A 25,659-nucleotide genomic window follows, 5' to 3' on the forward strand; every position below is an offset into this window, starting at 1 on the left:
CGCCCGCCCCCGGACATCTGAATTAAGGGAGCTTCACATGCCCGTCTACAACGCGCCAATCAAAGACGCACAGTTCATTTTGCATGATGTACTGAAAGTCTCGACCTCGGACATTCCGGGATATTCCGATCTGGAGGCCGAGTTCACCGGCGCCGTGCTGGAGGAAGCGGGCAAGATCGCCACAAATGTTCTGCACCCGCTGAACGTGGTTGGCGATACCGAAGGATGTCGGCTGGAAAACGGTATCGTCTATACGCCATCCGGGTTCAAAGATGCCTTCGAGCAGATGAAGGAAGGCGGCTGGACGGGCCTCGACATGCCGGAAGAATATGGCGGTCAGAATATGCCCTATGTTCTCGGAACTGCCGTGGGCGAGATGTTCTCGGGCTCCAACCAGGCATTCACCATGTATCAGGGCCTGACGCACGGCGCGGCGTCTGCGATCTTGGCGCACGGAACCGACGAGCAGAAGAACATGTACCTGCCCAACATGGTCAGCTGTGAATGGACTGGCACCATGAACCTGACGGAACCGCATTGCGGCACCGATCTGGGTCTGATGCGCACCAAGGCGGCACCGCAGGGCGACGGCTCTTACAAGATTTCCGGCCAGAAGATCTTTATCTCGGCCGGCGATCACGACATGGCCGACAACATCATCCACCTGGTGCTGGCAAAAATCCCCGGCGGCCCCGAAGGGATCAAGGGCGTGTCGCTTTTCATCGTGCCCAAGTTCATCGTCAACGAAGACGGCAGCCTGGGCGAGCGCAACGGCGTTTCGGTCGGCAAGATCGAAGAGAAGATGGGCATCCACGGCAACTCAACCTGCGTCATGAACTATGACGAGGCGACCGGCTGGCTGCTGGGAGAGGAACACAAAGGCATGCGCGCCATGTTCACCATGATGAACGAAGCGCGTCTGGGTGTGGGCATGCAAGGCCTGTCTCAGGCCGAAGCTGCGTATCAGAACGCTGTCGAATATGCCAAAGACCGCCTGCAGGGCCGCGACGTAACAGGTGTGAAGAACCCGGACGGCCCCGCCGATCCGCTGATCGTGCACCCGGACATCCGCCGCAACCTGATGGATCAGAAAAGCTTCACCGAGGGTGCACGTGCGTTCATCCTGTGGGGCGCGACCATGATCGACAAGGCGCACCGTTCGCGTGACAAGGATGCGGACGGGCTGATTTCGCTGCTGACCCCGGTCATCAAAGGCTTCCTGACGGACGAAGGCTATGACATGACCGTTCAGGCCCAGCAGGTCTATGGCGGCCACGGCTACATCGAAGAATGGGGCATGTCGCAATACACACGCGATGCCCGGATCGCGATGATCTACGAAGGCGCGAATGGCGTTCAAGCGCTCGACCTTGTAGGCCGAAAGCTGGCACAGGATGGCGGCAAGCATGTCATGGCCTTCTTCGAGATGGTCAAAACCTTCTGCAAAGAGAGCGGCGGCAAGGATGAAGCCTATGACAAAGCCTTCATCGAACCGCTGAAAGCCGCATCCAAGGATTTGCAGGCCGCTGGCATGTACTTCATGCAAGAAGGCATGAAGAACCCCAACAACGCCTTGTCCGGGTCATATGACTTCATGCACATGTTCGGTCATGTCTGCCTGGGTCTGATGTGGGCGAAAATGGCAAAGGTCGCACAGGAAGCTCTGGACGGTGGTGCCTCGGACAAAGAGTTCTACCAGACAAAGATCAACACCGGTCGCTTCTATATGGCGCGCCGTCTGTCTGCCACATCCATGCATCTGGCCCGGATACAAACCGGCGCGGATACTGTAATGGCGCTGGACGCGGCAAATTTCTGAACTCAGTCTGGTTTCGGGTGCTTTCGCCCGGAACCAGATACCCGGAGGACAAGACATGCCGAAACGTTTTCGCTTAACCCGCCGCTTTCCGGTTGCAATGACCGAAGACGGGTATCGCCGTCTCAAGGGTTTCGCCCGCGAAGCGGGGCTGGACGAGGGTGAAGCGCTGTCTTTTCTGTTCGAGAATTTCAACAGTGTTATTGACGAGGAGAACCTGACTCACCGGCTACGCATATTCAATTCCGAACTGGAAGCGCGAAAGCGGTGAGGCAATACACCAATTCTTCGCCTGCTATCGCATCGAGGCCGGACGCCTCCGGCGGGAGTATTTTTGAAAAGATGAAGGCCTGATGCGCCCCTGCCACCGGGCGCACTCGCCATCAGGACAGGGACGACTTCACCTTTTGCGGTCATCGGCTCTACAGCCTGTACCGCTCGTTGATTGAAACAGACCAAGGTTGATCAAAGGTAAACGTCGGCTCTTCATCTTTTCCAAAATACTCAATTCCAACCTGACCACATGCGCCTTGGGAGGGGTAATCGCATGACTATCAAACTGCATTGTTTCGGAGAAAGCGGGAACTCCTACAAAGCGGCGCTGGCCTTGGAGATGTCGGGGCTGGAGTGGGAGCCGGTCTTTGTCGATTTCTTCAATGGCGAGACCCGCACGCCAGAATTTCGCGCGGAGGCCAACGAAATGGGCGAAGCGCCCTTTCTGATCGATGGCGATTTCCGCACCAGTCAGTCCGGCGCCATTCAGGCGTATGTGACTGAGAAATCAGGGAAGTTCGGCGGCAGGAACCGGGAAGAGAACTACGAGATTTTCCGTTGGGTGTTGTGGGATAATCACAAACTCAGTTCAATGGCTGGCCTCACTCGTTTTCTGATCAATTTCCTGCCGGAAAAGCACCGCAACCCGGATGTGATCGCGTTCAATCAAGGTCGGCTTAAGGCGGCATACGAGATTCTGAACCAGCATCTGGCCGGTCGTGACTGGATCGTCGGCGACGGCGTGACAAATGCAGATCTCAGTTGCTGCGGCTACCTGTATTATCCGGAACCATTCGGTTTCGACCGCGCCGACTGGCCAAATATCGACGCCTGGCTGACACGTCTCAGTGAACAGCCCGGTTGGAAACACCCCTATGACCTGATGCCCGGCAACCTGTCGGATCGAGCTTGAGGAGAAGACCCATGACCGAAGCCTATATCTATGACGCCCTGCGCACCCCGCGCGGCAAAGGCCGCAAGGATGGCAGCCTGCACGAGGTAACCTCGGTGCGCCTGTCCGCCCTGACCCTGAACGCGATGAAAGAGCGTAACAACCTCGAAGGCCACGCCGTAGAGGACGTGATCTGGGGCAATGTCACGCAGGTGATGGAACAGGGCGGTTGTTTGGCACGTTCGGCCGTGCTGGCGTCCGATCTTGACCAGTCGATCCCCGGTCTCGCGATCAACCGTTTCTGCGCCTCTGGGATGGAAGCGGTGAACCTGGCGGCTAACCAGGTGAAAGGCGGTGCTGGCGACGCGTACATCGCTGGCGGCGTCGAGATGATGGGCCGCGTGCCCATGGGCAGCGATGGTGCCGCCATCGCCGTTGATCCGTCTCTTGCGATGAGCACATATTTCGTCCCGCAGGGCATTTCGGCCGATATTATCGCGACGGAATATGGCTTCAGCCGGGATGATGCAGATTCGCTGGCGGTTGAATCGCAAAAGCGCGCAGCAGAAGCATGGGCAGACAACCGGTTCGAAAAGTCGGTTATCACCGTCAAGGACCAGAACGGGCTGACCATTCTTGACCGCGACGAATACATGCGCCCCGGTACGGACATGCAGAGCCTTGGCGCGCTGAACCCCTCATTTGCGATGATGGGTGAGCAGATGCCCGGCTTCGACAAGGTGGCCATGCTGAAATACCCGCATCTGGAAAAAATCAATCACATTCATCATGCAGGAAACAGCTCGGGCATCGTGGACGGTGCGGCCGCGGTTCTGATCGGCAACAAGGAATTCGGCGAGAAATACGGCCTGAAACCACGTGCGCGCATCAAGGCAACCGCGAAGATCGGCACCGACCCGACCATCATGCTGACCGGCCCGGTTCCGGTCACCGAAAAAATCCTGGCCGACAACGGCATGAAGATCAGCGATCTGGACCTGTTCGAGGTGAACGAGGCTTTCGCCTCGGTCGTGCTGCGCTTCCAGCAGGCGTTTGACGTCGACCCGGCGTTGGTCAACGTCAACGGCGGCTCGATCGCGATGGGTCACCCGCTGGGTGCGACCGGTGCGATGATCATCGGCACGCTTCTGGATGAGCTGGAGCGTCAGGACAAGGAAACCGGATTGGCCACGCTTTGCATCGCGTCCGGCATGGGTGCGGCAACGATTATCGAGCGTGTCTGATGCCCAAGCTGGATCTCTCTCGAATCCCTTTCCGGGGCGGTTCGGGTTACCCCGGCAAGCTGGCCAAAGCTGGCGATGGCCGCTTTGTTCAACCGGTCGGAGATGCCGGCGGGCTATCCCAATACGGGGTCAACATCGTGCGGCTTGAACCGCAAGGCATGTCCTCGCTGCGCCATTATCATATGGAGCAGGACGAGTTTGCGATCATGCTCACTGGCACCTGTGTGCTGATAGATGACGATGGTGAGCATGAGATGCAGCCCGGCGATTGCGCCGCCTGGCCCGCAGGTGAGGCCAATGGCCATCACCTTGTAAACAAAACCGATGCGCCCGCGACCTTTCTGGTGGTGGGCACACGGACCCCGACCGAGACCGGATATTATAGCGACATAGACATGATGGTGAAGTTCGATGCCCACGGCTTTCGCTTCACCCGCAAAGACGGCAGCCCGCTGACGGCTGACCAGATCGGAGACGAGACATGACTGATTTCACCATGAAAGTGGACGCCGACGGCGTTGCCATCATCACCTGGGACGTACCCGAGAAAAGCATGAACATCCTGCGCGTCGAGGCGCTGGCCCTGATCGAAGAGATGATCGATCAGGTTCTGTCAGATGACAACATCAAGGGTGCTGTTATCACCTCAGCCAAGGACAGTTTTGCCGCCGGTATGGACCTGAACGTACTGGGATCGATCCGCGAGAAGTCGGGCGATGAACCGGCGCAGGCCATGTTCGATTTCACCATGAACGGACATCGCATTCTACGTAAGATCGAACTGGCGGGAATGGACCCGAAGACCAAAAAGGGCGGCAAACCGATTGCCGCCGCCCTGCCCGGCACCGCGCTGGGGATCGGGCTTGAGGTGCCACTGGCCTGTCATCGCATTTTCTGCGCCGACAACCCGAAGGCCAAGATCGGCCTGCCCGAAATCATGATCGGCATCTTCCCGGGCATGGGCGGAACCACCCGCATGGTCCGCAAGCTGGGTGCCGTTGGTGCGGCTCCGCTATTGCTGGAAGGCAAAACACTGGAGCCGAACAAGGCCAAGGGTGCGGGAATGGTCGATGAGGTCGTCGAAAACCCGCTGGCCGCCGCGAAGGAATGGGTGCTGAACGCCAGCGATGCGGATCTGGTCAAGCCTTGGGATGCAAAGGGGTACAAGATGCCCGGTGGTGCGCCGTACCATCCGGCTGGCTTCATGAACTACGTTGGCGCGTCGGCGATGGTCAACGGCAAGACACAAGGCGCGTTCCCGGCCGCTCAGGCCCTGCTGAGCGCGGTTTACGAGGGTGCTCTGGTCGATTTCGACACAGCCCTGAGGATTGAGGCGCGTTGGTTCACTTCGATCCTGATGAACCCGTCCTCGTCAGCGATGATCCGCAGCCTGTTCCTGAACAAGGAAGCGCTGGAGAAAGGCGCAGTGCGACCTCAGGGTGTGCCGGACCAGTCGGTTAAGAAGATCGGTGTTCTGGGCGCGGGCATGATGGGCGCGGGCATCGCGCTGGTGTCCGCTCAGGCCGGGATGGAAGTCGTTCTCATCGACCGCGATCAGGAGGCCGCCAACAAGGGTAAGGCCTATACCGAAGCGTACCTGGACAAGGGTATCAAGCGCGGCAAGGTCACGGCTGAAAAGAAAGAAGCCATGCTGGCCCGCATCACCGCAACGCCCGATCTGGAGCATCTGAAAGGCTGCGACCTGATTATTGAAGCGGTATTCGAAGACCCCGCAGTCAAGGCCGACATGACCAAAAAGGTCGAAGCGATCATTCCCGAAGATTGCATCTTTGCCTCCAACACCTCGACCCTGCCGATCACCGATCTGGCCAAGGCCAGCATGAGGCCGGATCAATTCATCGGCATCCATTTCTTCTCGCCGGTCGAGAAGATGTTCCTTGTCGAGATCATCAAAGGCAAGGAAACCGGGGATCGTGCGGTGGCCAAGGCGCTGGATTACGTGCGTCAGATCCGGAAGACACCGATCGTCGTCAACGATGCGCGGTTCTTCTACTGCAACCGATGCATCATCCCGTACATCAACGAAGGTGCGCGCATGATTACCGAGGGCGTCAGCCCTGCATTGGTTGACAACGCCGCACGTCAACTGGGTTTCCCGGTCGGGCCGGTACAGCTGACCGATGAGACCTCGATTGATCTGGGCGCCAAGATTGCCCGCGCAACCAAGGCGGCGATGGGCGATGCCTATCCCGAAAGCCCCTCGGACGATCTGATCTTCTGGATGGAAGAACAGGGACGTCTGGGCCGCAAGGCAAATGCAGGCTTCTTCGACTATGACGAAAAGGGCAAGCGCGTCGGGTATTGGAAAGGTCTGCAAGACAAATACCCGCTGGTCGAAGATCAGCCCGACCTGATCGAGGTGCAGGAACGCCTGATGTTCGCACAGGTTCTGGAAGCGGTCCGCGCGCTGGAAGAAGGCGTTCTCGAGGATATCCGCGAAGGTGACGTGGGTGCCATTCTGGCGTGGGGTTTTGCCCCGTGGTCCGGTGGCCCACTAAGCTGGCTGGACATCATTGGCGCACCTTACGCCGCCGAACGCTGCGACCAGCTGGCAGCGCAATACGGCGAACGGTTCGCGTGCCCGCCGCTGCTGCGCGAGATGGCCGATAAGGGCCAGACGTTCTATGGCCGCTTCGCGCCCGAGGCAAAGGCCGCCTGAACAAGTGATGCAGGCGCGTAATACGCGCCTGCATCGTTTTCTTAGTGTTTGGTTAGGTCTGCCATTCAGGCCGCAAAAACAGGGCTGGCACATTCGGCCTGCCGGGTCTTCCCGGGCGGCGCACTCCCAACTGTGGCCTGACGGGAAAAATCGGTTCTTGCGGGATGGGCGCGGGCAGCGCACCCAACGGGTTTGCAAGGGCTGATAGTTCGCCCTTGTATGCGATCAGATCGACAAGGTGGTCGGCGTCCTGCGCCTCGGCGATCTGGTATGAAGACTGATCCGAGGACCCGCGCGATCCAAAGCGACTTGCCGGGCAAAAGGCCTGCAACCCGCCTTCAAGAAACACCACCTCGTCACAATCGAAAAACAACGTGCTGACATCGAAGGTTGTCGACGGTGCCTGCGAGGTCATCCGGCACATCCCGCTGAGCATCCGGGCCGGGATCACAGACACGCCTTCGGTGCCCGGTTCAATCCGGCTTATGTCCAGCGCGCCCCCCTGTTCTGGCATCAGCCAGACAGGACGCCCATTATACGCCGCACGCGACGGCAAGTAGACGGGCAGATATTCTGCGCGCATTTCGCCAGTTGCGATGCTCACCCTGTCAGTCGCAATTCGGCGCACTTCCTTGAAACCATGGTCCAATGTTCGGACAAGATCACCTGCCGCGACGCGCTCCACCGGCTTCCAGCCTCGGGTCGTCGCAATCTTGGTGCCGTGGACAAACCCGCCCCGGCGCGACAACGTTGCATTGCGCGACAGGACGTTGTCCATCTTCCGCGCATGATCTGATAAATCAGTAACACTCACTACTTCAAACACGTGCCCAGCCCCCCTTGGCACAGATAAACATTGAAACCGGGGTATCATGTGATCAGGCGCGCTGTCTTAGTTTTGACATATTTTAGCCCAAATTGAGGTTGTTTCGACCCCATTGACCCACAACCAAAAAACAATGCGACCGTTTTTCATCGGCTTACCGGAAATTCGGAAACGGTGATGGGATCAGGAGTGGAACCGGTAGTCGAATCTTCCGATATCTTCCGCGCAGGCATCCGCCACCGCATTTAGGGTTCGCGTGGAATAGTACTGCCGATAATCCACCTCTCTTTCGGACCCGTTGAGATGCGGAAGGGTCAGCCTGAAACCGAGATGCGCGAACAACGGTTCAGCATCCTCCTCGAACTTCTCAAGCCGAATAAAGGCTCGGCACTGCTCGTGCCCATCTGCCCGCGTCATGTAGCGCCGCGCGGGATGCGCCTGAATTGACCTAAGCGTGGCCGGGTTCAGCAAGAATTCTTCAAATGATGACACCTTTGCCAGCGACACTGCGGGGTGGTCAAATTTCTGGTCCCGCAGCCAGTGGTAGTAACTGACAAGCCGATCCCAGGGGTTGCGGACCAGCGTGAAAGTGAACATGCGCTCTAACGCCTCGGGCGGGACAAGCCCGTCGATATCCGCCAGGGTGGAGTGTTTCCACAACCGGCCCTTGGCCCGTAAGTCCTTTTGCCGTCGATGACGGTTCCGCGCCTTGGGCGTGTCTCCGATCAGGATGTCATCCTTCGTTGCCCTCTGTTCCAGCGCCGATGCAAGCGACGTGCCGCCCGTTTTGGGGATGTGGACAAACACATACGACCTGCGCCGGGAAACGATCACGCCACGGCCTGTTCCGCCGACGCACGCATCGAACGCCAGCCCAGCAGGGCTCCGGCCAGCACGATCAGCCCGATGCCGACGATCTGGATGCCATCGATTGATTGGCCAAAGGCCGCCCACGCAAACGCAGGACCGAAGATCATCACCGAGTATTCGAAAATTGCGACATAGGATGGCTCACCAACCTGATACGCCTTGATCAGCATGAAAACAGCAATGGTTGACCCAACGGCCTGGACCACCACCCAAAGAAGCGAGGGTTGTATCTGCCAGACCACGCCCCGGGTCACAAACCCTTCCGGGCCCGGTTCCGCACCGACCGGAAAGATCGAAAACCCCGTCAGCCCCAGCGCGCCAGCAATACCAAGTGTAATTACCATCCCCCCCAGCATGACGACCGTACTTTCCTGCGCGCAGTGGGACCGTGTCAGGATCGCCCCAAGCGCATAGAAAAACCCGCCTGCGACCGGCAACAGGGTTCTGGCATCGAAATCCGCCGGATTGAGTTGCAGAACCAGAAGCAACCCCAGAAACCCGAGCAGCGCAGCCAGAATGCGCCAGGGCCCGATTTTCTGCCGCAGACCAAAGGCCGAAATCAGCAACACGAAAATCGGGGACGTAAACAACCCCGCCAACGCTTGTGCAACCGGCATCAAAGCAAGCGACGAGAAGTAAAACAGCATGGCCAGCGTCATCAGGACGCTTCGCAAAAGAACAATGCCCGGGCGGATCGGGCGCAATCCGCCCAACCCAAGCAGTGACAACAGAAGCACCAGCGGCAGCATCAATAATGCGCGGCTCAGGTGGAATTGCCACAGGCCGATGGTCTCGGCCACCAGAACCACGACATTGTCGATCACCCCGATGATGGCCATTGCGCCGATCATGAGGCCAGAGGCCAAAACGGGTGAAGATGGGTTGCCTGCCTGCATTCTGTTCAATTTTCGCCTTCGCTGCCGGACCCGCGTATTTCCCCGTATCCGGGTACCGGGCGCAAGTGCCAAATACGGTTCAACAGGTTTGCGCCGCGTAAATTTATCATGCTAAGCTGGATCAAAATAATTTTGAGCAGACCTCGCCCCGATGACGGCCTTAAAACAGTACCAGCGGATCGAAGCCACCGGTCTGTGGCGGCCCTCGCCCGATATGCAGCGGCGCGAGGTGGTCGTCTCGATTGGCGAGGCCACGCTGACGATATCGGATTTCAATGACCGTGCGCTGACCCACTGGTCCCTGGCCGCGCTGGAGCGGCAAAATCCGGGCGGCTACCCGGCCATTTTCAACCCTGACGGCGACCCGGATGAAACGCTGGAACTGGCCGAATCCGAAACCACGATGATCGAAGCGATCGACAGGCTGCAACGTGCAATCGACCGGTCACGTCCGCACCCTGGCCGACTGCGCTGGTTGAGTGTCGGCGGGGTAGTCGCCGCCGTGGCGGCCCTGCTGTTGCTCTGGTTGCCGGTTGCCTTGCAAAGCCACGTTGTTTCAGTCGTTCCCAAGATCAAGCGGCAGGACATCGGCGATACCATCCTGCAACGCATCGAAAGGGTCTCCGGGCGCGCCTGTGCGTCGGAAGATGCCAAGGCCGCGCTGGATATGCTGGCAAAAAGGACCGGAGTGCGGCAGATCGTGATCCTGCCTGCCGGGGTGCAGAACAGCCTTAGCCTGCCGGGCGGCACGGTGCTGCTGAGCCGAACTTTGGTCGAGGATCATGAAGACCCGGCCGTGGCGGCAGGATATGTCATCGCCGAACGTGCCCGGGCCGAGGCACATGACCCGCTTGACGATCTGCTGGACCGCACCGGCCCGACAACCGCATTCCGGTTGCTGACGACCGGTGAACTGACACCGCAAATCATCGACAGTTATACCGAGCAGGTCCTTTCGGAACCGCGCCCATCCCTGCCCGATCAGGAATTGCTGGCCGTTTTTGCTCAGGCGGCCCTGCCCTCGACACCTTACGCCTACGCGCGTGATATCACTGGCGAAACGGTTCTGGGCCTGATCGAGGCCGACCCGATGGCGGGCCGATCCCAGGAGCAGGTCCTGCCGGACCGCGACTGGGTCCGGCTGCAAAATATCTGTGGTGAATAAAGCCTTTCGGGATTTACCTGAACACTCTCCCACACGATTACCCCGAGAACGCCGTAGGCGGGGCAGGGATTTTGTGCCTCACCTTACACCCGAAACGCCGCAGACAGCTTATTTGGTACCGAACATCCGGTCGCCGGCGTCGCCCAGTCCGGGCATGATATAGCCCTTGGAATTCAGTTCGCGATCCAGCGCGGCCGTCACGATATGCACATCCGGATGGGCCTCTTTCATCCGCGCGACGCCTTCGGGCGCGGCCAGCAGACAGAGGAAACGGATATCGGTCGCGCCTGCCTCTTTCAGCAGATCAATCGCAGCGGCTGAACTGTTGCCTGTGGCCAGCATCGGATCCACAGCAATGACCAGGCGGTCTTTCAGTCCTTCGGGCGCTTTGAAGTAATACTGAACCGGTTTCAGCGTTTCTTCATCGCGATACAATCCGACAAAGCCCACCCGCGCCGACGGGATCAATTCAAGCACACCGTCCAGCATCCCGTTGCCAGCACGCAGAATCGACACCAATGCCAGTTTCTTACCGGCCAGAATGGGCGCGTCCATCTCCTCCATCGGGGTTTCGATGTTGCGGGTCGTCAGCTTTAGTTCTCGCGTGACCTCATAGGCCAGCAAAAGGGTGATTTCCCGCAGCAACTGCCGGAAAACGGCGGTCGATGTGCCCTTGTCCCGCATGAGCGTCAATTTGTGCTGCACCAGCGGATGATCAACGACGGTCAGATGTTCGCTCATGTTTTCTCCAGTCTTTTTTGGACCCGCATACGGGTGTCTTCATCACAGAAGGCCGCATTGAGGGCCGTGTCATTCATTGCGCTGAAATCCTCGGCCTGCCAGCCGAAAGCTATGTTCAGCATCTCATATTCACGCCGCATGGTGGTATGAAAAAACGGCGGATCGTCGGTTGAGACGGTGACCTTGACGCCCGCATCGCGCAACTTTGCGATCGGATGGGCGCTGAAATCCGGATACAGGCCCAGCACCACATTGGACCCCGGACAAACCTCAAGCGTGATGTCCCGGTCGACCAGTTCATGCATCAGGTCGGGGTCTTCGATGGCGCGCACACCATGTCCGATCCGCTCGACCCCCAGGGCGCGCACCGCATCGCGCACGCTGTCCGGTCCGCCAAACTCACCCGCATGGGTGGTCAGCCGCAATCCTGCCTCGCGGGCGCAATCAAACGCCCACTTGAAATCGCCTTGCGCGCCGACCCCTTCGTTGCCGCCCATGCCAAAGCCCGTGATCCAGTCGCCTGAGGTTTCGGCCGCGCAACGGGCGCTGAGTTTCGCCTTGTCCGGGCCAAAATGGCGAACACACGTGACGACGCCGCGCAGGGTGATGTCGAACTTGCGCTCGGCCTCATCCGCGGCGTCCTGAATGGCATTCAGGTAATCGCGCCAGGCGTGCACATCGCCACCGCCGCAGAAATCGGGGCTCAGGAAGGTTTCCGAATACACCACGCCATTGGCCGCACTTTCTTCCAGAATTGCCAGGGTCAGTCGGCGGAAATCCTCGGGCGATTTCAATACTTCGCAGGCGGCCTCATAAACGCTCAGGAAATGGGCGAAATCGCGGAAGTCATAGGAGCCGTCGGGCTTGAAAATACCGCTCAGATCAATGCGTTTTTCATGCGCAAGCTGGCGAATGAAGGCGGGCGGAGCCGCGCCTTCGTGATGCAGATGCAACTCGATCTTAGGCAGGTCTGCGACAGTCATAGAAAACTCCGTCCCGGTCCATGTGCCGGAATGTTCAGGTGATGCGCGATGCTGGCGGCGACATCGGCGAAATTGACCGCACCGATCTGCCCTGCGCCCCGCCCTGCGATCAGCACCGGCACCTTTTCGCGTGTGTGGTCTGTGCCGGTCCAGCTAGGATCATTTCCATGATCGGCGGTCAGCACCATCAGGTCATCCGCGCGCAGTTTTTTCAGGATCGCGCCGATTTCGCGGTCGAACCATTCCAGCGCGCGGGCATAGCCGCTGATGTCGCGGCGATGTCCATAGAGACTGTCAAACTCGACAAAATTGGCAAAGGTCAGACTGCCGTCTTCAGCTTCGTCCACCAGATCAGACAGGTGCCCCATCAGTTCGGCGTCCGAGCCCTTGCACAAGGTATCAATCCCCTGCATCGAGAAAATGTCGCCGATCTTGCCCACCGCGTGAACGCGGCGTCCGGCATCCTGCGCCCAGTTGGTCAAAACCGGCGCGGGCGGCAGAATGGCAAAATCCTTGCGGTTGGTGGTTCGGGTGAACCCGTCCTCGGGCGAGCCTATAAACGGGCGTGCGATGACGCGGCCGATCTTCATGTCATGCAGCATCGGGGCCAGCGTCCGGCACATCTGCAGCAGACGGTCGAGGCCAAAGCTTTCCTCATGCGCGGCAATCTGGAACACGCTGTCGGCCGAGGTGTAGCAGATCGGCCAGCCCGTCCGCATGTGTTCAGCCCCCAGCTCGGCAATGATTTTCGTGCCCGAGGCGTGGCAATCGCCCAGTATCCCGTCTGTTCCGGCTGCCTCTGCCGCCGCGCGGCTCAGATCAGCGGGGAATGCGGGCGTGGTGTCCGGGAAATAGTGCCAGTCCCACGGCACCGGCAGTCCGGCCAGTTCCCAGTGGCCCGAAGGCGTGTCCTTGCCCAGCGAATGTTCGTGCGCGCAGCCCCAAAGGCCGGTTGGTTCGACCTCGAGCCCCGGTGTTTCATCGCCCGAGGCCAGACGCACAGACGCTCCCATCCCCAGCGCGTCGAGGTTGGGCAGGTGCAGCGGACCCGATCGACCATCTTCGGCGCGCCCTTCCGCGCAGGCCTGCGCGATATGGGCCACGGTGTTGGCACCCGTATCCGGGACCTCACCGTTAAAAAACTGATCCGCATCCGGCGCACCACCGATGCCGACGGAATCCATGACAACAAGGAAAGCCCGGCTCATGCGGTAATCCTTTCATGGACGAGATCGGGGATCGGTGCGGGCGTTTCGCTGATCGTGATGGCCTGCAAAATCGCCTCTGCGGCTTGCCGGGCTGCGTCTTCGCGTGCGGCGTGCACCACGGCCAGTGGCTCGCGCTGGGATACCTGCTGCCCCAATCGCACGATGTCAGAAATGCCCACTGCCGGGTCAATGACGTCGGCTTCGACCTGCCGCCCGCCACCCAGCGCGACGACGGCCAGACCCAGCGCCTCGCCGTCTATGCTTGTGATATAGCCGCTGTGTTGGGCCGCAACTTCCTGAATGACATTCGCTTCGGGCAGAAAGCGTTCCCAGTTTTCGACAAGATGGACCGGACCGCCCACCGCCGCCATCATGCGGCCAAACCGGTCCGCCGCGCGACCGTCCCTGATCACATCGGCGATTTGCCTGCGCCCCTCGTCAATCGAGGCATACATTCCCGCATCTTTAAGTAACACACCGCCCAATTCGGCGGAAAGCTCGGCAAGAGGTGTCGGTTGGCCGCTGGTGATCGCCCTCATCACCTCGGCTATTTCCAGCGCATTGCCTAGCGCCGAGGCCAGAGGCTGGTTCATATCGGTGATCACTGCCGACGTGCGACACCCGGCGGCGTTTGCCGTTTCGGTCAAGGCCCGCGCCAGATTTCGGGCATCATCCAGCGTTTTCATGAACGCACCGGAACCGACCTTCACGTCCAGCACCAACGCATCCGGGCCCGCTGCCAGCTTTTTCGACAGGATCGACGCCGTAATCAGATCCAGGCTTTCAACTGTCGCCGTCACGTCGCGCACCGCATAAAGACGCTTGTCCGCAGGTGCGATCTGACCGGTCGCGCCGACGATGGCCGCACCGGTTTCGCGCAATATCTGCTCGAGCCGGTCCTGACTGATTTGGGTGCTGACCCCTGGAATGGCCTCAAGCTTGTCCAGTGTCCCGCCGGTATGGCCAAGACCCCGCCCCGAGATCATCGGAACATAGGCCCCGCATTCGGCCAGCGCCGGCGCCAGCACAAGGCTGACACAATCCCCGACCCCACCGGTCGAGTGCTTGTCGATCACCGGACCGTCCAGATCCCAGCTCAGCACCTCTCCACTGTCGCGCATCGCGACGGTCAGATCGGCGCGGCCCTGTGCGCCCAGACTGCCCATGCAAACTGCCATGGCAAACGCCCCGGCCTGCGCGTCACTGACGGCACCATCGGCCAAACCCTGGGCGAACCAGTTCAGCTCTGCACTGGTCGGAACGTCACCCCGGCGCAGTTTCGCGATGATCGAACGGGCGTCCATAGGTTCAGACATCCTCCATATGAGAGGCGTCGAACGCGCCGGGCAGAAGCTGTCCGATGGTTGTCTCAAGCTCAGTTCCGGTTGCTGTCGCAAGCGTCACTTTGACGTTCGGCTTGCCGAATTCCGCCAGCTTCTGACGGCATCCGCCACAAGGCGGTACCGGTTGCGGGCTCGAGGCGACAACATAAACCTCGGTCAGTTCCTGCTCACCCGCGGCCACCATCGCGGCAATCGCACCCGCTTCGGCACAAGTGCCTTCCGGGTAGGCGACATTTTCCACGTTGCAGCCGGAAAAGATCACTCCGGACTTCGACCGGATCGCCGCGCCCACTTTGAACTTCGAATACGGCGCGTAAGCGTTTTCCCGGACGGACAGGGCGGCGTCTTTCAAAGGCATGGTGATTCCCAATTTTTGATCATCTGGTCAGAATGCCATACCCTAATGGAAAGAGCCGGGGGATTTGAAGCCCCCGGCGCATGTTTCCTGATCCGATCTTGACCTAACCCAGCGTTGTATTGAAGGTCCCGGGCAATGTGACCTCCAGCAGCTCGACATCATCGGACGGGTCCGCAAGGCGCGTGCGCATCCCCGGCGGGATCACAAAGGCGTCGCCCTGTTCCAGCCGATAGGGATCACGTCCTTCCCCTTCCAGCGTCACCTGACCGTTCATCACGAAGGTGAAATGGATATCGGTATCATGACTGGCCCAGACCGGATCGCCCTGCCCCCGTTTTACCACCTGAACCCCGGCAACGCCCTTAGTGTTTTCCGCAATCGTGGTGTCCCGGCAGATATATCCCGGCAAGCGGAACTCCCCCCACTCGGCATCTTTGGCCTGATTGTACACAAACCGCTGCCCCTGCCATTCCCGCGTGGGCCGGAAATGAGGGGTGGGCAGATCCATGTCATGATCGATTTCCGTGACATGTTCCGCGGGTACACCGATCTCAATCACCTGCACATTGTCCGAGGCCTCGAGCACGCGGTGACGGATTTCCGGAGGCTGGATAAAGCAATCGCCCGCCGTCAGGCGCATCTTTTCGCCCTGATCCTCGTACACAACATCGACCCAGCCGTGGATACAGAAGATCAGCTGAAACCCGACCTTGTGAAAGTGCACCATGTCGGGCACCGGGCCGCCATCGGGGATACGGATGTGGCTGGCGATGATCGACCCGCCCAGCCGATCAGGCACCAGATCGCGATAGTGCATACCCGCCCGTCCAATGATCCACGGCGCCTGATCCTTCAGCCTACGCACGACAAAGGAATGCACCGTTTCCGGCATCACCAGCGGCGGGTTGCGGTCGTCAATTTCTATGCGAGTTCCATTGGGGGCGACCAGCACACGCTCGCCACCAGCAAACCGATCCGGATCCTCGGTCAGAATTCGCAAGGTCCCGGGCGCCTCGGGCGCGTCCTTTTCGATGCGCAATCGCAAGCCATGGCCCGAAAACACCGCAACACGGGGGTCATCGGCGGGATAGATCATATCCATCCGCATCCCCAGCGTTCTGGTATAAAACGGGATGTCGTCGCGCAGTTCGTTCGTGGGCAGACGGAATTCAGCGAGTGTCGGACTTTTGCTGCTGGTCATCAGGCTTCTCTTCAATATTCGATTTGGGCCATCCGATCAGAACAGAGGCCAAAATGCCAATCGAAAAGAACATCTCGAGCGTTTCTTCCAGCGCAAACAGACGGATCGCCATAATCGGGGACAGCGTCTCGTCAAAAAGTCCCGAGACCTCTTCCAGAAGCTGGGCCACCACAGCCGACAGCCCGGCAAGAACGAAGATCAGCAAAAACGGCGCGCGCTGTTTCAGCGCAAGCCGTGCGTTGGGCACCCCGTGCCAAATGGCACCGCCCAGTATGATGACCGCAAGCACGACCCGGATCAGCGTCATGTCCAGAATGTCATCCAGGCCGCTCAGTATCAAAAACGGCACGGTTCCTTCGGAATAAATGTCTGCTTCCAGCTCGCGCTCGGCCAAAAGCAGGCAGGTCACACCGATGTAAAGACGTTTCAATCCGGGAAACCGCACCAGTGCCGCCAGCCCGGCAGCAAGCAGCGCGGCAGCCGAAATCGTTTCGAACGGCCCCCCTTCCTGGTTGAGCTGCTCGGCCTGCAGGGGCCAAATCACAACGGCGCACAGGATCAGGGCCATCAGCGCAATTGCCACGCGGAACCCGGACTTTTCCATACCAAAAGTGGACTGGTTGCCTGAAACGGCCTTCTCCGGCCGCGTGTTGTCTTTTATGCTCATGCCTGATTTTGCGCTTCGCTGCAGTGAAAGTCCACTCCGTGTAAAAGAACCACTAACAATTTCAACCAGCCTGTCACTATCGGCCAATTCCGGCCCACGCATTAGACCGCATAGCCAAGTCAGAAAATATAGTTTAACACTAAACCAAATTCCGGGAAGGAGCTTGTTCACCGATGTCCGACACACCCAGCCTGCGGCAGGCCGCGCTTGACTATCACGCCCACCCGAAGCCCGGAAAACTTGAAATAAAAGCGACCAAACCGCTGGCCAATGGCCGCGATCTGGCGCGTGCCTATTCGCCCGGTGTGGCCGAGGCCAGCCTTGAGATCAAATCGGATGCCGCCAATGCCGAGCTTTACACATCGCGCGGGAATCTGGTGGGTGTCGTGTCAAACGGCACCGCGGTTCTGGGTCTTGGCAATATTGGCGCACTGGCCTCGAAACCGGTGATGGAAGGCAAGGCGGTTCTGTTCAAGAAATTCGCTGGTATCGACTGTTTCGATATCGAAGTGGACCAGCCCGACCCGGAAAAGCTGGCGGATATCGTCTGCGCACTGGAACCGACCTTCGGCGCCATCAATCTGGAGGACATCAAGGCACCGGATTGTTTTGTCGTCGAAAAACTGTGCCGTGAGCGGATGAACATCCCGGTATTTCACGATGACCAACACGGAACGGCCATCGTCGTTGGCGCCGCGGCCAAGAACGCCCTACACGTTGCCGGTAAGAAGTTCGGAGACATCAAGGTGGTGTCAACTGGCGGCGGTGCAGCGGGCATTGCCTGTCTGATGATGCTGGTCAAACTGGGGGTCAAGCGCGAGAACATCTGGCTGTGCGATATTCACGGGCTGGTCTACGAAGGCCGGGCCGAGGATATGAACCCCCACAAAGACCAATTCGCGCAGAAATCGGACCTGCGCACACTGGATGATGTAATTGGCGATGCAGATCTGTTTCTGGGGCTCAGCGGCCCGAATGTCCTGAAGCCCGAGATGGTCGCGAAGATGGCCAAGCGCCCGATCATCTTTGCCCTGGCCAATCCGACCCCTGAGATACTGCCGGATGCCGCCCGAGAGGTTGCTCCGGACGCGATCATCGCAACGGGCCGCAGCGATTTTCCCAATCAGGTCAACAACGTGCTGTGCTTTCCCTTCATTTTTCGCGGTGCCCTGGACGTCGGCGCGACCGAGATCAACGATGACATGCAGATTGCCTGCGTCGATGGCATCGCCGAACTGGCCCGCGCCACCACCAGCGCCGAAGCCGCAGCCGCCTATCAGGGAGAACAACTGACGTTCGGGCCGGATTATCTGATTCCGAAGCCGTTCGATCCGCGTCTGGTGGGCGTTGTATCGTCATCGGTTGCCAAGGCGGCAATGGCCAGTGGCGTGGCCAAACGGCCGATCTCGGATATCGAGGCTTATAAGGAAAGCCTGAACCAGACCGTTTTCAAATCGGCCCTGCTGATGCGTCCGGTTTTCGAGGCCGCAGCCGCAGCGTCGCGCAGAATTGTCTTTGCCGAAGGCGAAGACGAACGGGTTCTGCGCGCGGCACAGGCGATCCTGGAAGAAACTACGGAAACGCCGATCTTGATTGGCCGACCCGAGGTGATCGATGCACGCTGCGAAAAGCTGGGCCTGACTGTCCGGCCGGGGCAGGATTTTCAGATCGTGAACCCGGAAAACGACCCGCGTTACTACGATTACTGGAATTCTTACCATCAGGTCATGCAGCGCCGGGGCGTTACACCGGATCTGGCCAAGGCGATCATGCGCACCAACACGACCGCGATTGCCGCGATCATGGTCCAGCGTGAAGAAGCCGACAGCATGATCTGTGGCACATTTGGCGAATACCGCTGGCATCTGAACTATGTCGAACAGGTTCTGGACGACGGAGATCTTCGCGCGCAGGGTGCGCTGTCCCTGATGATATTGGAGGACGGTCCCCTTTTCATTGCCGACACACATGTCCGGCAACTGCCCACACCTGAAGAACTTGCCGAAACGACAATCGGGGCGGCCCGCCACGTGCGGCGGTTCGGGCTTGAGCCGAAAATCGCGTTCTGCTCGCAATCGCAATTCGGCAATCAGGCGGAAGGTTCGGGCAAGCGCCTGCGCGCCGCGCTGGATATTCTGGACTCCAAACCTCGGGACTTCACCTATGAAGGTGAAATGAACCTGGATGTTGCGCTGGACCCCGAGCTACGCTCGCGTATTTTCCCGAATTCGCGCCTTCAGGGCGCAGCGAATGTGTTGATCTTTGCCCACGCGGATGCCGCCAGCGGGGTGCGAAACATTCTGAAGATGAAAGCGGACGGAATCGAGGTCGGCCCCATTCTGATGGGCATGGGCAACAAGGCGCATATCGTGACGCCCTCGATCACGGCGCGCGGCTTGTTGAACATGGCGGCCATTGCCGGAACTCCGGTTGCGCATTACGGTTAATGGGGTGGCTCTGACATAGGCCGCCGTTTTCGGGAGGGGGCACCATGAAGGGGCATTGTCACTGCAAGGCCGTCCGTTGGGAAAGTGACGGCAACATAGCGTGGAGTTGCTATTGCCACTGCACGGATTGCCGCCGCAACTGCGCCGCCCCTGTTACCGCATTTTTCGGATTGCCGCATGAATCGGTGACCTGGTCTGGCAATGCACCTGCGGTCTATCGGTCATCCCCGGATGTCGAGCGGCTGTTCTGCGCGGCCTGTGGAACTCAGATGGCGTATCGCAATGCGGGGGACACGGTGAACATCCACCTTTACATCGCGACGCTGGAAAACCCGGAAACAGTTTCGCCCCGGTTTCACGTGTTCCATACAGATCACCTGCCGTGGCTGGATATTCAGGACAGCTTGCCCCGATACGCCAAGACCGGAAACTGAACGCTCCGTGATTCCGCGGCCATTTGCAACTAATAGTTTGCAGTTTTGCAAAACAAAGGCTTTGTTGCCAATTCACCTTGATCGGGAAGGCGATTTGCAAAACTTTGCAGCCCATTTTCCCGGTATCTGCAAATAATTCGCGGTAAACTGACGCGCCGTCATTTCAGCCGCTTGTCCGACAGGCGGCGGATGCCTAACACACTTGCAAGGGATTTTGAGGAGGACGATGCCGTGGCTTATCAGGACATCTATGAGAGTTGGAAATCCGATCCGGAGGCGTTCTGGATGGACGCCGCCAAGGGGATCGACTGGGTACAGCCGCCAAGCAAAGCGCTGTTTGACGACAATGCCCCGCTCTATGAATGGTTCTGTGACGCCAAGGTCAACACCTGCTGGAATGCGGTGGACCGGCATGTTGAAAACGGTCGGGGTGAGCAGACGGCCATAATCTACGACAGCCCGATCACCCATACGAAACGCGAAATCTCATATGTCGAACTGCGCAACCGCGTTGCAACGCTGGCCGGGGCGCTGCGGGCCAAGGGGATCGAGAAAGGCGACCGGGTCATTATTTACATGCCCATGATCCCCGAAGCACTTGAGGCGATGCTGGCCTGCGCGCGGTTGGGGGCTGTTCACTCTGTCGTGTTTGGCGGTTTTGCCAGCAATGAACTGGCCGTTCGGATCGACGACGCGAAACCAAAAGCGATCATTGCGGCGTCTTGCGGGCTGGAACCTGGTCGGGTGGTGCACTACAAGCCGCTACTGGACGGCGCCATCGAGATGGCGAGTCACAAGCCCGAATTCTGCGTCATCTTCCAGCGCGAACAGGAAGTGGCGCAGCTGATCGAAGGGCGCGATTTCAACTGGCATGGTTTCCAATACGGCGTTGAACCGGCGGAATGTGTGCCGGTTGATGGCAACGATCCAGCCTATATCCTTTATACGTCGGGAACGACCGGCGCGCCCAAAGGTGTTGTGCGCCCTACCGCAGGGCACCTTGTAGCGCTGAACTGGTCGATGAAGAACATCTACAACGTTGATCCGGGCGATGTGTTCTGGGCCGCCTCGGACGTGGGCTGGGTCGTCGGTCATTCTTATATCTGTTACGCGCCGCTGATCCACGGCAACACGACGATCGTGTTCGAAGGTAAACCGGTCGGCACCCCGGATGCGGGCACTTTCTGGCGGGTGATTTCTGAACACAACGTGCGCAGCTTCTTCACCGCCCCAACGGCCATCCGCGCTGTTAAGCGCGAAGACCCTTCGGGCGACATGCTTAAGAATTACGACCTGTCCTGCCTGAGGGCACTTTTTCTGGCAGGTGAACGCGCAGACCCGGACACGATCACATGGGCGCAGAACGCACTGAAAGTTCCAGTGATCGATCATTGGTGGCAGACCGAAACGGGCTGGACCATTGCCGGCAACCCGTTGGGGATCGAGGAACTGCCCGTCAAGCTGGGATCACCCGCCAAGCCGATGCCAGGATATGACGTGCAGATTCTGGATGAGGCAGGCCACCCGGTTCAGGCGGGCGAGCTTGGGGCCATCGCGGTCAAACTCCCCCTGCCGCCCGGCACTCTGCCAACCCTTTGGAACGCCGAGGACCGGTTCCGCAAATCCTATTTGGATCAGTTCCCCGGTTATTACGAAACCGGTGACGCGGGGATGATCGACGAGGACGGCTATCTCTATATCATGGCGCGCACCGACGACGTGATCAACGTGGCCGGCCACCGCCTGTCCACAGGCGGGATGGAAGAGGTCCTGGCCGCCCATCCCGACGTCGCCGAATGCGCGGTCATCGGCGTCTCGGACCAGCTGAAGGGGCAGATGCCAGTTGGCTTTTTGTGCCTGAACGCTGGCTGCGACAAAGATCACACCGAGGTCGTGCAGGATGTTGTCAAAATGGTGCGCGAAAAGATCGGGCCTGTTGCGGCGTTCAAGCTTGCTGTCGTGGTCGACCGCTTGCCCAAGACGCGGTCGGGCAAGATCCTTAGGGGTACCATGGTCTCGATTGCAGATGGCAAGGAGTACAAGATGCCCGCAACCATCGACGATCCGGCCATTCTGGATGAGATCGCCGGAGCCCTAAAAACCATCGGTTACGCTCAGTAACCCAGAAACGGGCGACAAACCGTCGCCCGCTTTTCGCCTTTCGCTTGCAACCTGTTACCGGCCCCCTACTGTCACTCTGAGACAGAGAGGGCCCATGACAGATCAAGAACTCTGGCGACTAACCGCCACCGAATTGTCCAGCCAAACCCGCAGCGGCGCACTGAGCGCCGAGGCCGCCGTGCAAGGCGCGCTGGACCGGATGCACGAGACCAACCCGGACCTGAATGCGGTCGTAGACGACCTGAGTGTGCAAGCCCTTGAACGCGCACGAGAACTGGACAAGGCGCGCGCCAAAGGCGCGCCTGCAGGCCCGCTGCACGGTGTTCCCGTCACCATCAAGGTCAATGTGGACCAGAAGGACCACGCGACAACAAACGGCGTTTCTGCCCTGAAGGATGTTATCGCACCCGACGATGCTCCGGTGGTAGCCAATCTGTTGAAGGCAGGCGCGGTCGTGATCGGCCGGACGAATACACCTGAATTCTCGTTCCGCGCGGACACCGACAATCCGCTTTATGGTCGCACGCACAACCCCTGGGGCAGGCACATCTCGCCCGGCGGGTCGTCTGGCGGTGCAGGCGCTGCAGTGATGGCCGGCATCGGCGCACTGGGCCATGGCAACGACATCGGTGGCAGCCTGAGATTTCCGGCAGCAGCCAACGGCGCCGTGACGGTCAAACCCGGTCTGGGCCGGGTACCAGCCTGGAACCCCAGTCAACAGGCGGAACGCGGGTTACTGGCACAGTCCATGTCGGTGCAGGGGCTGATCGCACGTTCTGCTGCCGACCTGCACCTGTCCATGCCTTGTCTGATTACCCCAGACCCGCGGGATCCGTTCCACGTTCCCCTGCCCTGGCGGACCAAGAACCCGGATACCCCGATCAGGGTTGCATTTACGAAGAACACATACGGCTACGCCCTGCACCCCGAAGTTGAAAAGGCGCTGGAAACCGCACGCGATGCGCTGACGGACGCGGGCTATCAGGTAGACGAAGTCGAAACGCCGGATGTGTTCGACTGCGGACGCAATGGGTATCGCGCACTGATGGGCGAGGTTCTGACCCTGATGAAAAGCGACATCGAAGCGGTCGGGTCGCAGACCATCCGGGATGTCTTTGAAGTGTATTTCCAGGAATTTCCGCCGATCGTGGGAACCGAGTTGATCCGCATGCTGGCGGAACGCAGCCACTATGCAAGGCAATGGTCACTGTTCATGGAGGACTACGCGCTGGTTCTGTCCCCATTTCTGCCGCAACCCTTCTTTGGACCCGATCGTGACACAGAGGGGGCCGAAGGTGTTCACGAGGTTCTCGGCTGCGCCGTCTACTCGTACGCGATGAACTTTCTGGGTCTGCCGGCCGCATGCGTTCCCGCCCGGCTTGCCAGCCTGCCTAAAGGCCCTCAGCCGATCAATGTGCAGATCGCTGCGCGGCGGTGGCGTGAAGACCTGGCGGTTGATGCCGCGGCCGCGATCGAAGCCCGCGTCGGACAGATGTGTTTTCCGCTGTGGGGCAGAATGGAATCAGGGGCACGCTGAGCCTCGGCCTAAACCCTGACAACGCAGCTGACAAAAATAGACCCCGGGTTTTTGTGCCCGGGGTCCGCATACTAAAATATGCCCGAATTTCTGATGACGAGCGTAGCACCACCCACCCTCGCCAGCGCGAAAACTGCGCAATCATTTCGAATACGCTGTTGGCGGCCACTCACTCCCGCCTTAGCGTGTTCTCCGGGCAAGTTCAGATTAACGAATGATAAAGCACTTTCCTGTGAACTGGTTCACACAAACCGAAAAAATGTTCAAACTGGACAGCTTAGGTAAACTGCTCAGAAATCAGACGCTCCTCAAGACCATGGCCGGGATCGAACAGAATTCGGTGTGTGATTGACGGCTCGGACCGGATTTCAACCCAATCTATGTCTGGGAATGAGTTCGAATCCGCATCCGCCATGACCGGTCGTTTATCCGCTTCGATCACATCAAACCTGACATGCGCGATCTTGGGCAACAGAGCGCCGCGCCAGCGGCGCGGGCGAAAGGCGGCAATCGCGGTCAGCGCCAGAACATCCGACCCGATCGGCAGAATCGGGCCGTGGGCCGAGTAGTTGTAGGCAGTGGATCCGGCAGGCGTGGACAACAAAGCCCCGTCGCACATGAGTTCAGCCATGCGAACCCTGCCATCCACGCTGATTTTCAGCCGAGCGGCCTGCGGTCCGGCGCGCAGCAACGACACTTCGTTGATTGCCAGCGCTTCGTGCATCTTGCCGGACTGATCCATGGCGCGCATGGCCAGCGGGTTGATGACCTCCTCCTCGGCGGCGGCCAGCCGCTCCATCAGGTCCTCTTCACTGAACTCGTTCATCAGAAAGCCGATGGTTCCCCGGTTCATGCCATAAACCGGCGTATCCAGATGTTGCATGTTGTGCAGGGTGTGCAACATGAACCCGTCGCCCCCAAGCGCGACCACAACATCTGCGTCCCGAGGCGCGGCATTGCCGTATCGGGCGACCAGCGCATCCCGCGCAATCTGGGCCACCTTGGCGTCGCTGGCAAGAAAGGCGATTCTCTGAATCATGTAAACGGGTTTCCGGTGCTGCACATTTGGTTCCGAAACAAACATACCTTTCCCCGATAGGCCAGACTTGACGCCATAACGGGCCAATTCGTCGCTTTACGACTTTTGCATGTATGTCGTTTCCGATAGGAAATCCGCAAGATTATTCCCAGCCATGTGGAGCCCCCATGAACGCCAATCTTCGTGACACCGGTTTTTTCACCCAGTCTCTTTCGGATCGTGATCCTGAGCTTTTCGGCTCGATCCGGTCCGAGTTGGGGCGCCAGCGCGATGAGATCGAGCTGATTGCGTCCGAAAACATCGTCAGCGCCGCAGTGATGGAGGCGCAGGGCTCGGTGATGACCAACAAATACGCCGAAGGCTATCCCGGGCGGCGCTACTATGGCGGCTGCCAGTTCGTGGACATTGCCGAGAACCTGGCCATCGACCGCGCCAAGCAACTGTTTGGCTGCGGTTTCGCCAACGTGCAGCCGAACTCGGGTTCTCAGGCCAACCAGGGCGTGTTCCAGGCGCTGATCAAACCCGGTGACACCATTCTGGGGATGAGCCTGGATGCCGGTGGTCACCTGACCCATGGCGCGCGCCCGAACCAGTCGGGCAAGTGGTTCCACGCGGTGCAGTACGGCGTCCGCAAGGAAGACAACATGCTGGACTACGATCAGGTCGAGGCGCTGGCGAAAGAGCACCAGCCCAAGCTGATCATCGCCGGTGGCTCGGCCATCCCGCGCCAGATCGACTTTGCCCGCATGCGCGAGATCGCCGATATGGTCGGCGCCTACCTGCACGTGGACATGGCGCATTTCGCCGGTCTGGTGGCGGCGGGCGAGCACCCCAGCCCCTTCCCGCATGCGCATGTGGCAACCACCACCACGCACAAGACCCTGCGCGGTCCGCGTGGCGGCATGATCCTGACCAATG

23 protein-coding genes are annotated in these 25,659 nt (G+C 59.4%); 12 read left to right on the forward strand and 11 right to left on the reverse strand.

Annotated elements, in window-relative coordinates; genetic code table 11:
• The first annotated feature begins 37 nt into the window (after positions 1-37).
• From ACR0CG_RS19475 to ACR0CG_RS19500, 6 genes are all read left to right on the forward strand, one after another.
• Positions 38-1,819, forward strand: a complete 1,782-nt coding sequence (locus tag ACR0CG_RS19475; RefSeq protein ID WP_480526946.1) for an acyl-CoA dehydrogenase C-terminal domain-containing protein — start codon at positions 38-40, stop codon at positions 1,817-1,819.
• 55 nt (positions 1,820-1,874) lie between these two features.
• Positions 1,875-2,087, forward strand: a complete 213-nt coding sequence (locus tag ACR0CG_RS19480; RefSeq protein WP_170609554.1) for a hypothetical protein — start codon at positions 1,875-1,877, stop codon at positions 2,085-2,087.
• Between the two features lie 276 nt (positions 2,088-2,363).
• Positions 2,364-3,002: a glutathione S-transferase family protein gene (locus tag ACR0CG_RS19485; RefSeq protein ID WP_480526947.1), complete on the forward strand. Its 639-nt coding sequence runs from the start codon at positions 2,364-2,366 to the stop codon at positions 3,000-3,002.
• Between the two features lie 11 nt (positions 3,003-3,013).
• On the forward strand, positions 3,014-4,225 hold the full coding sequence (locus tag ACR0CG_RS19490) for an acetyl-CoA C-acetyltransferase (RefSeq protein WP_480526949.1): 1,212 nt from the start codon (positions 3,014-3,016) through the stop codon (positions 4,223-4,225).
• Entirely contained in the window at positions 4,225-4,710 is a 486-nt protein-coding gene (locus ACR0CG_RS19495; RefSeq protein WP_480526951.1) for a cupin domain-containing protein, read from the forward strand. The genes ACR0CG_RS19490 and ACR0CG_RS19495 overlap by 1 nt, the downstream gene beginning before the upstream one ends.
• Positions 4,707-6,905 (forward strand): 3-hydroxyacyl-CoA dehydrogenase NAD-binding domain-containing protein, encoded by a 2,199-nt coding sequence (locus tag ACR0CG_RS19500; RefSeq protein WP_480526953.1) that lies wholly within the window; start codon positions 4,707-4,709, stop codon positions 6,903-6,905. Before ACR0CG_RS19495 ends, ACR0CG_RS19500 begins: the two co-directional genes overlap by 4 nt.
• Positions 6,906-6,957: 52 nt before the next feature.
• Here ACR0CG_RS19500 and ACR0CG_RS19505 read toward each other — a convergent pair whose 3' ends face one another.
• The 3 genes from ACR0CG_RS19505 to ACR0CG_RS19515 all read right to left on the reverse strand — a co-directional run bounded on the left by ACR0CG_RS19505 (position 6,958) and on the right by ACR0CG_RS19515 (position 9,497).
• Positions 6,958-7,683: a Hint domain-containing protein gene (locus tag ACR0CG_RS19505; RefSeq protein WP_480526954.1), complete on the reverse strand. Its 726-nt coding sequence runs from the start codon at positions 7,681-7,683 to the stop codon at positions 6,958-6,960.
• Between the two features lie 231 nt (positions 7,684-7,914).
• Positions 7,915-8,565: a sulfotransferase family 2 domain-containing protein gene (locus ACR0CG_RS19510; RefSeq protein ID WP_480526956.1), complete on the reverse strand. Its 651-nt coding sequence runs from the start codon at positions 8,563-8,565 to the stop codon at positions 7,915-7,917.
• Positions 8,562-9,497 (reverse strand): DMT family transporter, encoded by a 936-nt coding sequence (locus tag ACR0CG_RS19515; RefSeq protein ID WP_480526957.1) that lies wholly within the window; start codon positions 9,495-9,497, stop codon positions 8,562-8,564. Before ACR0CG_RS19515 ends, ACR0CG_RS19510 begins: the two co-directional genes overlap by 4 nt.
• A gap of 151 nt (positions 9,498-9,648) precedes the next feature.
• On the opposite strand from ACR0CG_RS19515, the gene ACR0CG_RS19520 reads away from it, so the two are divergent.
• Positions 9,649-10,662, forward strand: coding sequence for a hypothetical protein (locus tag ACR0CG_RS19520; protein ID WP_321251776.1), 1,014 nt, complete (start codon positions 9,649-9,651; stop codon positions 10,660-10,662).
• A 108-nt stretch (positions 10,663-10,770) separates the two neighbouring features.
• On the opposite strand, the gene upp is transcribed toward ACR0CG_RS19520, so the two are convergent.
• The 7 genes from upp to ACR0CG_RS19555 all read right to left on the reverse strand — a co-directional run bounded on the left by upp (position 10,771) and on the right by ACR0CG_RS19555 (position 17,163).
• Positions 10,771-11,403 carry a uracil phosphoribosyltransferase gene (upp, locus tag ACR0CG_RS19525; RefSeq protein WP_170682358.1) on the reverse strand — a complete coding sequence of 211 codons (633 nt, stop codon included), beginning with the start codon at positions 11,401-11,403 and terminating at the stop codon, positions 10,771-10,773.
• A complete protein-coding gene (locus ACR0CG_RS19530; RefSeq protein WP_480526959.1) occupies positions 11,400-12,386 on the reverse strand; it encodes an adenosine deaminase in 987 nt (328 codons plus the stop codon). The genes upp and ACR0CG_RS19530 overlap by 4 nt, the downstream gene beginning before the upstream one ends.
• Positions 12,383-13,594, reverse strand: coding sequence for a phosphopentomutase (locus ACR0CG_RS19535; protein WP_480526961.1), 1,212 nt, complete (start codon positions 13,592-13,594; stop codon positions 12,383-12,385). The genes ACR0CG_RS19530 and ACR0CG_RS19535 overlap by 4 nt, the downstream gene beginning before the upstream one ends.
• On the reverse strand, positions 13,591-14,898 hold the full coding sequence (locus ACR0CG_RS19540) for a thymidine phosphorylase (protein WP_480526963.1): 1,308 nt from the start codon (positions 14,896-14,898) through the stop codon (positions 13,591-13,593). Before ACR0CG_RS19540 ends, ACR0CG_RS19535 begins: the two co-directional genes overlap by 4 nt.
• A 4-nt stretch (positions 14,899-14,902) precedes the next feature.
• The gene (locus ACR0CG_RS19545) at positions 14,903-15,295 is read right to left on the reverse strand and encodes a cytidine deaminase (protein WP_170808228.1); all 393 of its coding nucleotides are present in this window, start codon (positions 15,293-15,295) and stop codon (positions 14,903-14,905) included.
• Positions 15,296-15,398: 103 nt separating this feature from the next.
• Positions 15,399-16,496, reverse strand: a complete 1,098-nt coding sequence (locus ACR0CG_RS19550) for a cupin domain-containing protein (protein ID WP_480526965.1) — start codon at positions 16,494-16,496, stop codon at positions 15,399-15,401.
• A complete protein-coding gene (locus tag ACR0CG_RS19555) occupies positions 16,465-17,163 on the reverse strand; it encodes a hypothetical protein (protein ID WP_480526967.1) in 699 nt (232 codons plus the stop codon). Before ACR0CG_RS19555 ends, ACR0CG_RS19550 begins: the two co-directional genes overlap by 32 nt.
• A gap of 173 nt (positions 17,164-17,336) precedes the next feature.
• Between ACR0CG_RS19555 and ACR0CG_RS19560 the strand changes: the two genes are divergently transcribed.
• The 4 genes from ACR0CG_RS19560 to ACR0CG_RS19575 all read left to right on the forward strand — a co-directional run bounded on the left by ACR0CG_RS19560 (position 17,337) and on the right by ACR0CG_RS19575 (position 23,702).
• Positions 17,337-19,610 (forward strand): NADP-dependent malic enzyme, encoded by a 2,274-nt coding sequence (locus tag ACR0CG_RS19560; RefSeq protein ID WP_170808225.1) that lies wholly within the window; start codon positions 17,337-17,339, stop codon positions 19,608-19,610.
• 44 nt (positions 19,611-19,654) lie between these two features.
• On the forward strand, positions 19,655-20,044 hold the full coding sequence (locus tag ACR0CG_RS19565; protein ID WP_321251763.1) for a GFA family protein: 390 nt from the start codon (positions 19,655-19,657) through the stop codon (positions 20,042-20,044).
• A 231-nt stretch (positions 20,045-20,275) separates the two neighbouring features.
• A complete protein-coding gene (gene prpE / locus ACR0CG_RS19570; RefSeq protein ID WP_480526976.1) occupies positions 20,276-22,165 on the forward strand; it encodes a propionate-CoA ligase PrpE in 1,890 nt (629 codons plus the stop codon).
• 94 nt (positions 22,166-22,259) lie between these two features.
• Positions 22,260-23,702, forward strand: a complete 1,443-nt coding sequence (locus tag ACR0CG_RS19575) for an amidase family protein (protein ID WP_480526968.1) — start codon at positions 22,260-22,262, stop codon at positions 23,700-23,702.
• 277 nt (positions 23,703-23,979) lie between these two features.
• Here ACR0CG_RS19575 and ACR0CG_RS19580 read toward each other — a convergent pair whose 3' ends face one another.
• Complete coding sequence (locus ACR0CG_RS19580) at positions 23,980-24,741, reverse strand: NAD kinase (RefSeq protein ID WP_480526970.1); 762 nt, start codon at positions 24,739-24,741, stop codon at positions 23,980-23,982.
• Positions 24,742-24,908: 167 nt separating this feature from the next.
• Here ACR0CG_RS19580 and glyA point away from each other — a divergent pair.
• The coding region (gene glyA, locus ACR0CG_RS19585; protein WP_480526972.1) for a serine hydroxymethyltransferase at positions 24,909-25,659 on the forward strand (751 nt) is incomplete at its 3' end.

This window comes from Ruegeria sp. AB8 (assembly GCF_056542605.1).